The sequence below is a fragment of the Stenotrophomonas pavanii genome, assembly GCF_900101175.1.
Lineage (GTDB): Bacteria > Pseudomonadota > Gammaproteobacteria > Xanthomonadales > Xanthomonadaceae > Stenotrophomonas > Stenotrophomonas pavanii.
On the sequence record NZ_FNFQ01000009.1, the window covers coordinates 1 to 14,013 of the forward strand.

General features: G+C 66.6%; 12 protein-coding genes. 8 read left to right on the plus strand and 4 right to left on the minus strand.

The window, feature by feature from the left end; genetic code table 11:
• From BLS66_RS14960 to uvrA, 3 genes are all read right to left on the minus strand, one after another.
• The coding region (locus BLS66_RS14960) for an enolase (protein WP_074726197.1) at nucleotides 1-717 on the minus strand (717 nt) is incomplete at its 3' end.
• A gap of 97 nt (nucleotides 718-814) precedes the next feature.
• A complete protein-coding gene (locus BLS66_RS14965; RefSeq protein ID WP_032956469.1) occupies nucleotides 815-1,222 on the minus strand; it encodes an acyl-CoA thioesterase in 408 nt (135 codons plus the stop codon).
• The gene (uvrA, locus tag BLS66_RS14970) at nucleotides 1,222-4,221 is read right to left on the minus strand and encodes an excinuclease ABC subunit UvrA (RefSeq protein WP_049469058.1); all 3,000 of its coding nucleotides are present in this window, start codon (nucleotides 4,219-4,221) and stop codon (nucleotides 1,222-1,224) included. The genes BLS66_RS14965 and uvrA overlap by 1 nt, the downstream gene beginning before the upstream one ends.
• Nucleotides 4,222-4,538: 317 nt before the next feature.
• Between uvrA and rplU the strand changes: the two genes are divergently transcribed.
• From rplU to cgtA, 3 genes are all read left to right on the plus strand, one after another.
• Nucleotides 4,539-4,847, plus strand: a complete 309-nt coding sequence (rplU, locus tag BLS66_RS14975; protein WP_005408557.1) for a 50S ribosomal protein L21 — start codon at nucleotides 4,539-4,541, stop codon at nucleotides 4,845-4,847.
• Between the two features lie 18 nt (nucleotides 4,848-4,865).
• Nucleotides 4,866-5,129, plus strand: a complete 264-nt coding sequence (gene rpmA, locus BLS66_RS14980; RefSeq protein WP_005408558.1) for a 50S ribosomal protein L27 — start codon at nucleotides 4,866-4,868, stop codon at nucleotides 5,127-5,129.
• A gap of 177 nt (nucleotides 5,130-5,306) precedes the next feature.
• Nucleotides 5,307-6,359, plus strand: coding sequence for an Obg family GTPase CgtA (gene cgtA / locus BLS66_RS14985; RefSeq protein ID WP_049469069.1), 1,053 nt, complete (start codon nucleotides 5,307-5,309; stop codon nucleotides 6,357-6,359).
• A gap of 228 nt (nucleotides 6,360-6,587) precedes the next feature.
• Here cgtA and rpsT read toward each other — a convergent pair whose 3' ends face one another.
• Nucleotides 6,588-6,857 carry a 30S ribosomal protein S20 gene (rpsT, locus tag BLS66_RS14990; RefSeq protein WP_005408560.1) on the minus strand — a complete coding sequence of 90 codons (270 nt, stop codon included), beginning with the start codon at nucleotides 6,855-6,857 and terminating at the stop codon, nucleotides 6,588-6,590.
• A 117-nt stretch (nucleotides 6,858-6,974) separates the two neighbouring features.
• Here rpsT and murJ point away from each other — a divergent pair, with 117 nt between their 5' ends.
• From murJ to ispH, 5 genes are all read left to right on the plus strand, one after another.
• Entirely contained in the window at nucleotides 6,975-8,579 is a 1,605-nt protein-coding gene (gene murJ / locus BLS66_RS14995; RefSeq protein ID WP_074726198.1) for a murein biosynthesis integral membrane protein MurJ, read from the plus strand.
• 75 nt (nucleotides 8,580-8,654) lie between these two features.
• Complete coding sequence (locus BLS66_RS15000; RefSeq protein ID WP_074726199.1) at nucleotides 8,655-9,602, plus strand: bifunctional riboflavin kinase/FAD synthetase; 948 nt, start codon at nucleotides 8,655-8,657, stop codon at nucleotides 9,600-9,602.
• Entirely contained in the window at nucleotides 9,599-12,430 is a 2,832-nt protein-coding gene (ileS, locus tag BLS66_RS15005; RefSeq protein ID WP_053462462.1) for an isoleucine--tRNA ligase, read from the plus strand. Before BLS66_RS15000 ends, ileS begins: the two co-directional genes overlap by 4 nt.
• A complete protein-coding gene (gene lspA, locus BLS66_RS15010) occupies nucleotides 12,430-12,954 on the plus strand; it encodes a signal peptidase II (protein ID WP_053506130.1) in 525 nt (174 codons plus the stop codon). Before ileS ends, lspA begins: the two co-directional genes overlap by 1 nt.
• Before the next feature lie 27 nt (nucleotides 12,955-12,981).
• Nucleotides 12,982-13,932, plus strand: coding sequence for a 4-hydroxy-3-methylbut-2-enyl diphosphate reductase (gene ispH / locus BLS66_RS15015; RefSeq protein WP_049466122.1), 951 nt, complete (start codon nucleotides 12,982-12,984; stop codon nucleotides 13,930-13,932).
• Nucleotides 13,933-14,013 lie beyond the last annotated feature (81 nt).

Here is a 14,013-nt window from a genome sequence, read left to right on the forward strand (position 1 = left end):
GTCGTACGAGAACAGCACGGTGCGGCTTTCCGGCTCGTACAACATCACGATCGCATCGGCGCCGGTGGCGCACCAGTTGTACCCGGCCACGCCGGCCACGGCGAAGAACGCGTTGCCGTTGCGGGTAATGACCACCGTTTCGGCATCGTCCGCAGCGTTGGGGTCATCGGCCGCCTCGGTGAAGCCCAGTTCGAAGGCTGCGGGAATCTCCGCGGTCTCGGTCCAGTTGCCGAAACCAATGGGGCCACCCAGCGTATCCAGGTAATCGCGCTCGCTGGCCTCACCCTTGCCATAGCGCGAGTAGCAGGCGAGGCGACCGTGCGCGGCATGGTAGTCGCGGGCCTTGGCGTAGCTCTCGCGCATCTGCGCGATGTGTTCCTGCGCGTGCCTGTCCTGCACCTGGTCGCCGATGAAATAGCCCTCGTTGCCAAGGAAACGCATCTCGTTGCCGGCGGTCAGTTCGAAGGCGATCCAGTTGGTGCCGGTGAACTCGTTGTGGTGTTCTTCGGTGGTCTCGCCGATGCAGCCGTCATACGGCTCGATCGGGCACAGCATCGTTGCCACCTGGCCGGCCAGTTCCGGCCGCAGCACGCCCAGGTCGATCTTCAGCAACGGCAGCAGATGCTGGCCGAGCCAGGCCTGGTCGGCGGGGAACACGTCGGTGGGAAAGGGGACCATGCCGGGCAGCAGGTCGCGCAGTTCGGTCTGGTGGATCATGTCAGTCCTTTGATCAGTGTCGGTAGTGCCGGCCGCTGGCCGGCAACCTCATTGCCGCCGAAGCGTGCCGACCAAGGTCGGCACCTACCAGGGTGTGTCAGGTAGAGGCGCTGCGGATCGCCTCGGGCAGCGGCGCGCTCTTGCCGGTCTGGGTATCCATCCAGACCACCACCACGTTGCCGTCGGAATACAGCTTCGACGCGTCCTGCTGGTCGACGATGCGGTGGCCGATGGTCACGCTGCTGTTGCCCAGGCGCTCGACGAACAGCTCGACCAGGATGTCGTTGGGCCACACGATCGGCAGCCGGTAATTGACGTTGGTCGCGGCCACCACCGGTGCGATGCGGTCGGTCATCGACACGCCGTCCACGCCGAGCATCCAGCGCACGCGCGCCTCCTCCAGGTAGGAAATGTACTTGGCGTTGTTGACGTGGCCCATGCTGTCCATGTCGCGCCAGCGCACGCTGATCGGGATGCGGGCCAGGATCTTGTGTTCGCTGCTCATCAGGCGTCCTTCTTCTTGCTGGCAGTTGCGGTCTTGCTGGTCTTGCCGGTGCTCTTGGCGGCCACCGCCTTCTTCGCCACCTTGGCGGGCTTTTCAGGCTTCACCTTGCGCGGCGGGCGGGCGTCGGGCTTGTTGGCCACGGCGGCCGGCTGCTCCGGGCGCGCGCTGGTGGAGGGCAGCATGCGGGCCAGGAACTGGCCGGTGTACGACTGCGGGCAGGCGGCCACGTCTTCCGGCGTGCCGGTGACCAGGATGGTGCCACCGCGATGGCCGCCTTCCGGGCCCAGGTCGACGATCCAGTCGGCGGTCTTGATCACGTCCAGGTTGTGCTCGATCACCACCACCGTGTTGCCCTCGTCGCGCAGCTTGTGCAGCACGCCCAGCAGCGCTTCGATGTCGTGGAAGTGCAGGCCGGTGGTCGGCTCGTCGAGGATGTACAGGGTGCGGCCGGTATCGCGGCGCGACAGCTCCTTGGACAGCTTCACGCGCTGTGCTTCACCACCGGACAGCGTGGTCGCGCTCTGGCCCAGCTTGATGTAGCTCAGGCCGACGTCGACCAGCGTTTCCAGCTTGCGTGCGATCGACGGCACCGGTTCGAACAGCTTCAGCGCATCCTCGACGGTCATTTCCAGCACGTCGTTGATGTTGAAGCCCTTGTACAGGATCTCCAGTGTCTCGCGGTTGTAGCGCTTGCCATGGCAGACGTCGCAGGGCACGTACACGTCCGGCAGGAAGTGCATCTCCACCTTGATCAGGCCGTCGCCCTGGCAGGCCTCGCAGCGGCCACCGCGCACGTTGAAGCTGAAGCGGCCCGGCGAGTAGCCACGTGCACGGGCTTCGGGCACCTGTGCGAACAGTTCGCGCAGGGGCGTGAACAGGCCGGTGTAGGTGGCCGGGTTCGAACGCGGGGTGCGTCCGATCGGCGACTGGTCGATGTCCACCACCTTGTCGAACAGGTCCAGGCCATCGATCTCCTTGTACGGGGCGACCGGGTGCGAGGAGCCATTGATCTCGTTGGCGGCCAGCGAGAACAGGGTGTCGTTGATCAGGGTCGACTTGCCGGAGCCGGACACGCCGGTCACGCAGGTCAGCAGGCCCGACGGAATCGCCAGGTCCACGCCCTTGAGGTTGTTGCCGCTGGCCCCGCGCAGGTGCAGGGTCATCTTCGGGTTCGGCTTGTGCCGGCGCGCCGGGATCTCGATCGCGCGCTTGCCCGACAGGTACTGGCCGGTCAGCGAGCGCGGTGCCTCCAGGATGTCCTGCAGCGTGCCCTGGCCGACGATCTCGCCGCCATGCACGCCCGCGCCCGGGCCGATGTCCAGCACGTAGTCGGCCAGGCGGATCGCGTCCTCGTCATGCTCGACCACGATCACCGTGTTGCCCAGGTCGCGCAGGCGGGTGAGGGTGCCGAGCAGGCGTTCGTTGTCGCGCTGGTGCAGGCCGATCGATGGTTCGTCGAGCACGTACATCACGCCGACCAGGCCGGCGCCGATCTGGCTGGCCAGGCGGATGCGCTGCGCCTCGCCACCGGACAGGGTGTCGGCCTTGCGCTCCAGGGTCAGGTAATCCAGGCCGACATCGACCAGGAAGCCGAGGCGTTCGCCGATTTCCTTGACGATCTTCGCGGCGATCTCGCCACGCCAGCCGGGCAGGCTCAGTTCGCTGAAGAATTTCAGCGCCTCGTCGATCGGCAGCACCACCAGCTCCGGCAGCGGGCGGTCGGCCACGAACACGTTGCGTGCCGCCTTGTTCAGGCGCGCGCCATGGCATTCCGGGCACGGCTGTTCGCTGATGTACTTGGACAGCTCTTCGCGCACCGCCGGCGATTCGGTTTCCTTGTAGCGGCGCTCGAGGTTGGGAATGATGCCCTCGAAGCGGTGCTTGCGCTGGGTGCGGCCACCGGCTTCGGTGAAGTAGGTGAAAGTGATCGCCTCATCGCCGCTGCCGTACAGCACGGCCTGCTGCACGTTCTGCGGCAGCGAGTTCCATGCCGCGTCGACGTCGAACCGGTAGTGCTTGGCCAGCGAGGCGATCAGCTGGAAGTAATAGGCGTTGCGACGATCCCAGCCGCGCACCGCACCGGCGGCCAGCGACAATTCGGGGTGCACCACCACGCGCGAAGGATCGAAGAACTCGGCCATGCCCAGGCCGTCGCAGCCGGGGCAGGCGCCCATCGGTGCGTTGAACGAGAACAGGCGCGGTTCCAGCTCCGGCAGCGAGTAATCGCAGACCGGGCAGGAGTACTTGGAGGAGAACAGCGTCGGCGAAGCGTCGGCACTGTCCAGGCTCTGCACCGAAGCCATGCCATCGCCCAGCTTCAGCGCGGTCTCGAAGCTCTCGGCCAGGCGCTGCTTGATGTCCTCGCGCGGGCGGAAGCGGTCGATCACCGCCTCGATGGTGTGCTTCTGGCGCAGCGCCAGCGGCGGCACCGCGTCGATTTCATGCAGTTCGCCATCCACGCGCACACGCACGAAACCCTGCGCGCGCAGCTGGTCGAACACCTGGGCGTGCTCGCCCTTGCGGTCGCGGATGACCGGCGCCAGCAGCATGTAGCGCTGTTCCGGGTCCAGGGTCAGCACCTGGTCGACCATCTGGCTGACCGTCTGCGCCTCCAGCGGATAGCCGTGGTCCGGGCAGCGCGGGGTGCCGACGCGGGCGTACAGCAGGCGCAGGTAGTCGTAGATCTCGGTGATCGTGCCGACCGTCGAACGCGGGTTGTGCGAGGTCGACTTCTGCTCGATCGAGATCGCCGGGGACAGGCCCTCGATGTGGTCCAGGTCCGGTTTTTCCATCACGCTCAGGAACTGGCGCGCATAGGCCGACAGCGACTCGACGTAGCGGCGCTGGCCTTCTGCATAGATGGTGTCGAACGCCAGCGAGGACTTGCCCGAGCCGGACAGGCCGGTGATCACGATCAGCTTGTCGCGGGGCAGGTCGAGGTCGAGGTTCTTCAGGTTGTGCGTCCGCGCGCCGCGGATGCGGATGAAATCCATCGCCATGGGGGATCCGGTTGTGGGGGCGTTGGCTGGGTGCCGGGCCAGCAGGGAACGGCAATCGGTCAGCCTACCGGGGTGACCAGATGGGGGCAATGGGCCACAATGCCAGCCCGGTGTCTCATCGGGTGAGACAGGCCGTCAGGCAGGGGTCAGATCCCTTTTCACGGCGTGACAGGGGTTCTGGCGCCGTTCCGGTCCCGTCTCCTTCGGCGTTCAGGGGTTGACTTGACCCGCGCCCGCTGATCTGCGTACAATCCCGCTCCTGTCCGCCCTCGATGGCGGCAGCTCAGACCACAATAACTACAGAGGAAGGCCTGGTCATGTACGCAGTACTGGTCACCGGCGGTAAGCAATACCGCGTGGCGCAGGGCGAAAAGCTCCGCATTGAAAAGCTCGAAGTCGAAGTCGGCAGCGAGATCAAGTTTGACAACATCCTGATGCTGGGTGACAGCGACGGCGTGAAGCTGGGCGATGCGCTGAAGGGCGCTGCCGTCACCGCCAAGGTCCTGTCCCAGGGTCGTGCTGACAAGGTCCGGATCATCAAGTTCCGTCGCCGCAAGCACCACATGAAGCGTCAGGGTCACCGTCAGTACTACACCGAAATCGAGATCACCGGCATCGCCGGCTAAGCATCAGGAGAAGCAGTCATGGCACATAAAAAGGGCGTAGGCTCCTCGCGCAACGGTCGCGACTCCAACCCGAAGTACCTGGGCGTCAAGATCTTCGGCGGCCAGGCCATCGAAGCCGGCAACATCATCGTGCGTCAGCGCGGCACCCAGTTCCACCCGGGCACCGGCGTTGGCCTGGGCCGTGACCACACCCTGTTCGCCCTCGTGGACGGCAAGGTGGAGTTCTCGGTCAAGGGCGCCAAGAAGCGTCGCACCGTCAGCATCGTCTCGGCCGACGCCTGATCCAGGCATCGCCGGCACCCGTGCCCCGGCATGGGAGTGCTGCATGAAGAGCCCCGCTTCGGCGGGGCTTTTCGTTAGAGTTGAAGCAAGACCGGCTGGGCCGGGTTGCCGGCCCGCGGCCGGCATGACATTCAAGGCGGCGGCCAGCAGGCCGCGCCCATCGCAGGCATCGAAACAATGAAACTGGTAGACGAAGCAGAAATCGAAGTGTTCGCCGGCAACGGCGGCAACGGCTGCATTGGCTTCCGTCGCGAGAAGTTCATTCCGCTCGGCGGCCCGGACGGCGGCGACGGCGGTGCGGGCGGCAGCGTGTACATCCGCGCCGACGAAAACCTGAACACCCTGGTCGACTTCCGCCATGACCGCATCTTCAAGGCGCAGCGCGGCGAGAACGGCATGGGCCGCCAGGCCTATGGCAAGGGGGGCGAAGACCTGACCATCACCGTGCCGGTCGGCACCGTGATCATCAACGTTGCCACCGATGAGGTCATCGGCGACCTGACCCGGCACGGCGACCGCCTGCTGGTGGCCAAGGGCGGGCGCGGTGGCCTGGGCAACATGCACTTCAAGAGCTCGACCAACCGCTCGCCGCGCCAGGCGCTGCCGGGCGAGCCGGGCGAAGAGCGTACGCTGAAGCTGGAGCTGAAGCTGCTGGCCGATGTCGGCCTGCTGGGCTTCCCCAATGCCGGCAAGAGCACCCTGATCCGTGCCGTTTCGGCGGCAACGCCGAAGGTGGCCGATTACCCGTTCACCACGCTGTATCCGAACCTGGGCGTGGTGAAGGTGGAGAACCACCGCAGCTTCGTGATTGCCGACATTCCCGGCCTGATCGAAGGCGCGGCCGATGGCGCCGGTCTTGGTGCGCAGTTCCTTCGCCACCTGCAGCGCACCCGCCTGCTGCTGCACCTGGTCGACATCTCACCGATGGAAGGCGGCGTGGAAGGCATTTCGCCGGTGGAGCAGGTGCGTGCGATCGAGCGCGAGCTGGAAAAGCACGACCCGGAGCTGCTCAACAAGCCGCGCTGGCTGGTGCTGAACAAGGCCGACCTGATGTTCGAAGACGAGGCGCAGGCCGCGGCCGAGCAGATCGTCGCCGAGCTGGGCTGGAAGGAGCCGTGGTTCCTGGTTTCCGCGCTGGGGCGCGAAGGCACCTTCCCGATCATGAGCCGGATCATGGCCTTCTTCGATCGCCAGAAGGAAGAAGAACAGGAAGCCCGCGACGCGCAGTAGCGTCGACGGCTTGTCGACTGGCGTTGGCAGAAACCCGGCTCCGGCCGGGTTTTTTGTTGGGTAGTGCCGGCCGCCGGCCGGCAATCCCGGTGAACCGCCGGCCAGCGGCCGGCACTACCGGCCGCGCGGGCCCGCTGGGTTCGCCCGGATCGCAGGCAACAAAAAACCCGGCCGAGGCCGGGTTCTTGTCTGCTGCCGCGCCCCGAAGGGCAGGGCGGCAACGCCGGATCAGGCGGCCTTGAGGGCCTTGATGCGGTCGTTCAGGCGGCTCTTGTGGCGAGCAGCCTTGTTCTTGTGGATCAGGCCACGCGCGCTGAAGCGATCCAGGATCGGCTGGGCAACGGCGAAGGCGGCTTCAGCGCCGGCGGCATCGTTGGCGTCCAGCGCCTTGATCACTTTCTTGACAGCGGTGCGCAGCATCGAGCGCTGAGCCACGTTGCGCGCGTTGCGCACGACGGTCTGCTTGGCGCGCTTCTTGGCGGACTTGATATTGGCCACGGTGGTGGTTTCCTGAAAAAATCGGTGTTATGGGAACAGCAAGCTGGCTAGTATGATGGCCCGAGAAATGCACGTCAAGTCGATTGTCAAGAGGGACGCTGAGTGAGTTCACCGAAGATGTTGCGGGGCCTGCTGTCGTTCAGCAGCATGACCATGGTCTCGCGGGTGCTCGGACTTGTCCGTGACCAGGTGATCACCACCACGTTCGGCACCAATGCGGTTACCGATGCGTTCTGGGTTGCCTTCAGGATACCCAATTTCCTGCGCCGGCTGTTCGCCGAGGGGTCCTTCTCCACCGCTTTCGTGCCGGTGTTCACCGAAGTGAAGGAAACCCGCAGCCACGCTGAACTGCGCGAACTGATGGCCCGTACCGCCGGCACCCTGGGCGGGGTGCTGATGCTGGTGACCGCCCTGGCGCTGATCTTCGCACCCCAGCTGGCGGTGGCATTCTCAAGTGGCGCTGATACGGACCCGGTCAAGCAGACCCTGCTGGTCGACCTGTTCCGGCTGACCTTCCCGTTCCTGCTGTTCGTGTCGCTGACCGCGCTGGCCGGTGGTGCGCTGAACAGTTTCCAGCGCTTTGCGATGCCGGCGCTGACCCCGGTCATCCTCAACCTGTGCATGATCGCCGGCGCGCTGTGGCTGGCACCACGGCTGGGCGGCACGCCGGAAAAGCAGATCCTGGCGCTGGGCTGGGCGGTACTGGCCGCCGGCATCCTGCAGCTGCTGTTCCAGCTGCCCTCGCTGAAGGGCATCAACCTGCTGACCCTGCCGCGCTGGGGCTGGAACCATCCGGGGGTGCGCAAGGTGCTGACGCTGATGGTGCCGACGCTGTTCGGTTCGTCGGTGGCGCAGATCAATCTGCTGCTGGATACCCTCATCGCCGCCAAGCTGACCGACGGCTCGCAGTCCTGGCTGTCGCTGGCTGACCGCTTCCTGGAGCTGCCGCTGGGCGTGTTCGGTGTGGCCCTGGGCACGGTGATCCTGCCGGCGCTGGCCCGCCACCACGTCAGCACCGACCGCGAGGGCTTCTCGCGCTCGCTGGACTGGGGCCTGCGCATGACCCTGCTGATTTCCGTGCCGGCCATGCTGGGCCTGGTGCTGCTGGCCGAGCCCCTGATCGCCACGCTGTTCCAGTACCGCCAGTTCACCGCCTTCGATACCCGCATGACCGCCCTGTCGGTATACGGCCTGAGCTTCGGCCTGCCGGCGTTCGCGCTGCTGAAAGTGGTGCTGCCGGCGTTCTATGCGCGGCAGGACACCAAGACCCCGGTGCGTGCCGGCGTGGCCGCGCTGGTGGCCAACATGGTGTTCAACTTCGCGCTGCTGGCGGTGCTGTACCAGGTAATGGTGCCCGACGCGCTGAAGGCGCAGGGCGTGATGACGGCGATCGGCAAGCAGCCGGGCCTGCACCTGGCGCTGGGCATTGCCAGTGCGCTGTCCAGTTACCTGAACCTGGGCCTGCTCTGGTACTGGCTGGGCAAGACCGATGTCTACCAGCGCCGGCCGGGCTGGGGCCGCTATCTGGTGCGGCTGCTGGTGGCCTGCCTGGCCATGGTCGGCGTGCTGCTGGCCCTGCTGCACTGGGTCCCCGACTTCACCGGCATGGACAAATGGCACCGGATCGGCGGCCTGATGCTGCTGGTCGGCGGCGGCGGCCTGACCTATCTGCTGGCCATGCTGGCGATGGGCTTCCGCCCGCGCGACCTGCGCGGTCATTGATCGCGGCGTGTGGCGGCTATACTTCAGGGTTACACCATTGAAGCGGCGGCCCCGACCGGGCCGGAACGAGAGTTGATGAGCAGGCTGTTCAGAAGCGTCGAGGGCGGGGAGCTGTTCCCCAACGGAAGCGTGGTCTGTATCGGTGCATTCGACGGCCTCCACCTGGGCCATCGCGCACTGGTCCGCCACGCCGTTGCCCGCGCGCGCGCCTTGGGTGTGGCCGCAGTGGCCGTGGCATTCGAGCCGCTGCCGCGCGAGTTCTTTGCGCAGGGCACGCCACCGCCGCGGCTGACCCTGGCCCGCAGCAAGGTCGAGATCCTGCACGAGCTTGGCGTCGATGCGGTCGGCCTGCTGCGTTTCGACGCGGCGATGGCGGCGATGCCGGCCGAGGCCTTCGTGCGCCAGCTGCTGGTGCACCGGCTGGGGGCCCGCGAAGTGTGGATCGGTCCGGAGTTCTGCTTCGGCAACCGTCGGCGCGGCGACCTCGCCCTGCTGCAGCGGCTCGGCGCAGAGCTGGGTTTCAGTGCCGGCGAGATCGAAGCGGTCGACCTGCACGGCGAGCGCATTTCCAGTACGCGCATCCGCCAGCTGCTGAAGGACGGCGATTTCGCCCGCGCCAACGACCTGCTCGGCCGTCCGTACACGATCAGTGGGCGGGTGGTGCGCGGGCTCCAGCTCGGCCGTACGCTGGGTTTCCCCACCGCCAACCTGCGCTTCCCGAAGACCCCGGCGCTGTCGGGCATCTACGCGACCTGGGTGCACGGCGTGTTCGACCAGCCGTGGCCCTCGGTGTCCAGCTTCGGCACCCGGCCGACCGTGGACGGCGTGGAGCCGCTGCTGGAAGCCCACCTGTTCGATTTCCAGGGCGACCTGTACGGGCGCCACATCGACGTGGAGTTTGTCGCCAAGCTGCGCGACGAAGAGAAATTCAATGATCTGGCGGCACTGACCGACCAGATGCACCGCGACGCCGAACAGGCGCGCGCCCTCCTTTCCGAACATAGATTGCGAGCCACTGCGTGAGCCAGGACTACAAGACCACCCTGAACCTGCCAGCCACCGAATTCCCGATGCGCGGCGACCTGCCCAAGCGCGAGCCGGGCATTCTGGCGCGGTGGGAAGCGCAGGGGCTCTACCAGCAGCTGCGTGACAACGCCGCCGGCCGCCCGCTGTTCGTGCTGCACGACGGCCCGCCGTACGCCAACGGCCGCATCCACCTGGGCCATGCGGTCAACAAGATCCTGAAGGACATCATCGTCAAGTCGCGCTACCTGGCCGGCTTCGATGCGCCCTATGTGCCGGGCTGGGACTGCCATGGCCTGCCGATCGAGATCGCGGTCGAAAAGAAGTGGGGCAAGGTCGGCACCAAGCTCGACGCGGTTGAATTCCGGCAGAAGTGCCGCGAGTTCGCCGAAGAGCAGATCGACATCCAGCGCGTGGACTTCAAGCGCCTGGGCGTGACCGGCGATTGGGACAACCCGTACAAGACCCTGAGCTTCGACTTCGAAGCCAATGAGATCCGTGCGCTGGCCAAGGTCGTCGCCAACGGTCACCTGGTGCGTGGCGCCAAGCCGGTGTACTGGTGCTTCGACTGCGGTTCGGCACTGGCCGAGGCGGAAATCGAGTACCAGGAAAAGGAATCGCCGGCGATCGACGTGGCCTACGCCGCGCGCGATGCGCAGGCCATCGGCCAGGCGTTCGGCGTGAGCGTGCCGGCCGATGTCGAAGTGGCCGTGCCGATCTGGACCACCACCCCGTGGACGCTGCCGGCCTCGCTGGCGGTGTCGCTGGGCGCGGAGATCAACTATGTGCTGGCCGAAGGCCCGGCGCACAACGGCAAGCGCCGTTGGCTGGTGCTGGCCGCCGCGCTGGCCGAGCGCGCGCTGCAGCGCTACGGCGTCGAGAGCGTGGTGCTGCACGGTGAAACCACCGGTGCGGCGCTGGAGAACCAGCTGCTGGCGCACCCGTTCTATCCGGAGCGCGACATCCCGCTGCTCAATGGCGACCACGTCTCCGACGAGGACGGTACCGGTGCGGTGCACACCGCCCCCGGCCATGGCCAGGAAGACTTCGTGGTCAGCCAGAAGTACGGCCTGCTGGACAAGTACAACGCCGGCCAGGTGACCCCGATCGACGGCCGTGGCGTGTACCTGGAATCGACCCCGCCGGCCGGTGACCTGGTGCTGGCTGGGCAGCACCTGTGGAAGGCGCAGGAGGCCATCGTGGGCGTGCTGCGCGACAACGGTTCGCTGCTGGCCTTCCACCCGATCCGCCACAGCTATCCGCATTGCTGGCGCCACAAGACGCCGGTGGTGTTCCGCGCCACCCCGCAGTGGTTCATCTCGATGGACAAGGCCAACCTGCGCAGCGATGCGCTGGCCGCGATCGACACCGTCGGCTGGTTCCCGACCTGGGGCAAGGCGCGCATCCAGAGCATGGTCGACGGTCGCCCGGACTGGACCATCTCGCGCCAGCGTACCTGGGGCGTGCCGATCGCACTGTTCACCCATCGCCAGACCGGCGAGATCCACCCGCGCTCGGTGGAGCTGATGCAGCAGGTTGCCGACCGCGTCGAAGCCGAGGGCATCGACGTGTGGTATTCGCTGGACGCTGCCGAACTGCTCGGCGCCGACGCGGCCGACTACGAGAAGGTCACCGACATCCTCGACGTCTGGTTCGATTCGGGCGTGACCCATGAAGGCGTGCTCGCCGCGCGTGGCTTCGGCAAGCCGGCCGACCTGTACCTGGAAGGGTCGGACCAGCACCGCGGCTGGTTCCAGTCCTCGCTGCTGACCGGCGTGGCGATCGACAAGCGTGCCCCGTACAAGCAGTGCCTGACGCACGGCTTCACCGTGGACGAGCACGGCCGCAAGATGTCCAAGTCGCTGGGCAACGGCATCGAGCCGCAGGACATCATGAACAAGCTGGGCGCGGACATCCTGCGCCTGTGGATCGCCTCGGCCGACTACAGCAACGAGATGTCGCTGTCGCAGGAGATCCTCAAGCGCAACGCCGACGCCTACCGTCGCCTGCGCAACACCGCACGCTTCCTGCTTGGCAACCTGGACGGCTTCGATCCGGCCCAGCACCTGCAACCGCTCGAGCAGATGGTCGCGCTGGACCGCTGGATCGTGCATCGCGCGTGGGAGCTGCAGGAGAAGATCAAGGCGGCCTACGACGGCTACAACATGGCCGAGATCGTGCAGCTGCTGCTGAACTTCTGCAGCGTGGACCTGGGCTCGCTGTACCTGGACGTGACCAAGGACCGGCTGTACACGATGCCGACCGATTCGCACGGTCGCCGTTCGGCCCAGAGCGCGATGTACCACATCGCCGAAGCGTTCACCCGCTGGGTGGCGCCGATCCTGACCTTCACCGCCGACGAGCTGTGGGGCTACCTGCCGGGCGAACGCGCCGGCCACGTGCTGTTCACCACCTGGTACGACGGCCTGGCGCCGCTGCCGGCCGATGCCCAGCTCAATGCCGCCGACTTCGACCAGCTGCTGGCCGTGCGCGAGCAGGTGGCCAAGGTGCTCGAGCCGATGCGCGCCAACGGCGCGATCGGTGCGGCGCTGGAAGCGGAGATCACCATCGCCGCCAGCGAAGAGCAGGCCGCACGCTGGCAGCCGCTGGCCGATGAACTGCGTTTCCTGTTCATCAGTGGCGACGTGCAGGTGCGCCCGGCGACGACCGACGAGGTGTTCGTCAGCGCCCAGCCGACCACCAAGGCCAAGTGCGTGCGCTGCTGGCACCACCGCGCCGACGTCGGCAGCAACGCCGACCATCCCGAGCTGTGCGGCCGTTGCGTGAGCAACGTGACCGGCGCCGGCGAAGTGCGGAGCTGGTTCTGATGGCCGCGCCCCGTCCGCATCCGAACGCCCTGATCTGGCTGCTGCTGTCGGTGGCCATCATCGGCCTGGACCAGTGGTCCAAGGCCTGGGTGCTGTCCAGCCTGCCGGAGTTCCAGCCGGTGGTAGTCATCGACGGCTTCTGGAACTGGTACCGCACCTACAACACCGGCGCGGCATTCAGTTTCCTGAGCGACGCCGGTGGTTGGCAGAAGTACTTCTTCACCGCGCTGGCCATCGCCATCAGCGGGCTGATGGCCTGGTGGCTGCGCGGCACCGCCCGCGGCAACTGGAAGGCCGCGGTGCCGTATGCGCTGATCATCGGCGGCGCCATCGGCAACGTGATCGACCGCCAGGTGCACGGCCACGTGGTCGACTTCATCCAGTGGTACGTGGGCAGCTACACCTGGCCCTCGTTCAACATCGCCGACTCGGCCATCGTGGTGGGTGCCATCGGCATCGCCCTGTTTGGCCTGTTCGACGGCAAGTCCGCCAAAAAGGCGGATAATGCCAACCCGAAACCGTAAGCCGGCTGCCGCCGGGAGACTGAACTGATGGATGTGCTGCTCGCCAACCCGCGTGGTTTCTGTGCCGGTGTCGATCGTGCGATCGAGATCGTCAAGCGCGCGATCGAAACGCTGGGCGCGCCCATCTACGTCCGCCATGAAGTGGTGCACAACCGCTTCGTGGTCGACGACCTGAAGCAGCGCGGCGCGATCTTCGTCGAAGAGCTCGACGAGGTTCCGGACAACAACACGGTGATCTTCAGCGCGCATGGCGTGTCCCAGGCCGTGCGCCAGGAAGCCGAACGCCGTGGCCTGAAGGTGTTCGACGCCACCTGCCCGCTGGTGACCAAGGTCCACTTCGAGGTTGCCCGCCACTGCCGTGCCGGCCGTGACGTGGTGCTGATCGGCCACGCCGGTCATCCGGAAGTGGAGGGCACCATGGGCCAGTGGAACCGCGAAGCCGGGACCGGCCAGATCTACCTGGTCGAGGATGTCGAGCAGGTCGCCACGCTGCAGATCAACCAGCCGGACAACTTCGCCTACACCACCCAGACCACGCTGTCGGTGGATGACACGCGTGGGATCATCGACGCGCTGCGCGAGCGCTTCCCGGCGATGCAGGGCCCGAAGAACGACGACATCTGCTACGCCACGCAGAACCGCCAGGACGCCGTGCGCGACCTGGCCAAGCGCTGCGACCTGGTGCTGGTGGTCGGTTCGCCGAACAGCTCCAACTCCAACCGCCTGAGCGAGCTGGCCCGCCGTGAGGGCGTGGAGTCGTACCTGATCGACGGCGCGCACGAGATCGACCCGCGCTGGGTGGAAGGCAAGCAGCACATCGGCGTCACTGCCGGCGCCTCGGCGCCGCAGGTGCTGGTCGACGGCGTGCTGGCGCGCCTGGCCGAGCTGGGGGCCAGTGGCGTGTCCGAGCTGGATGGCGAACCGGAATCGATGGTGTTCGCGCTGCCGAAGGAACTGCGGCTGCGGTTGGTCGACTGACCGCGGAAGCGCCTCATCCACGCATGGCGTGGATCTACTGAAACTGCTCTGGTGGGTGCGAACCTGGGTTCGCACGCTTTT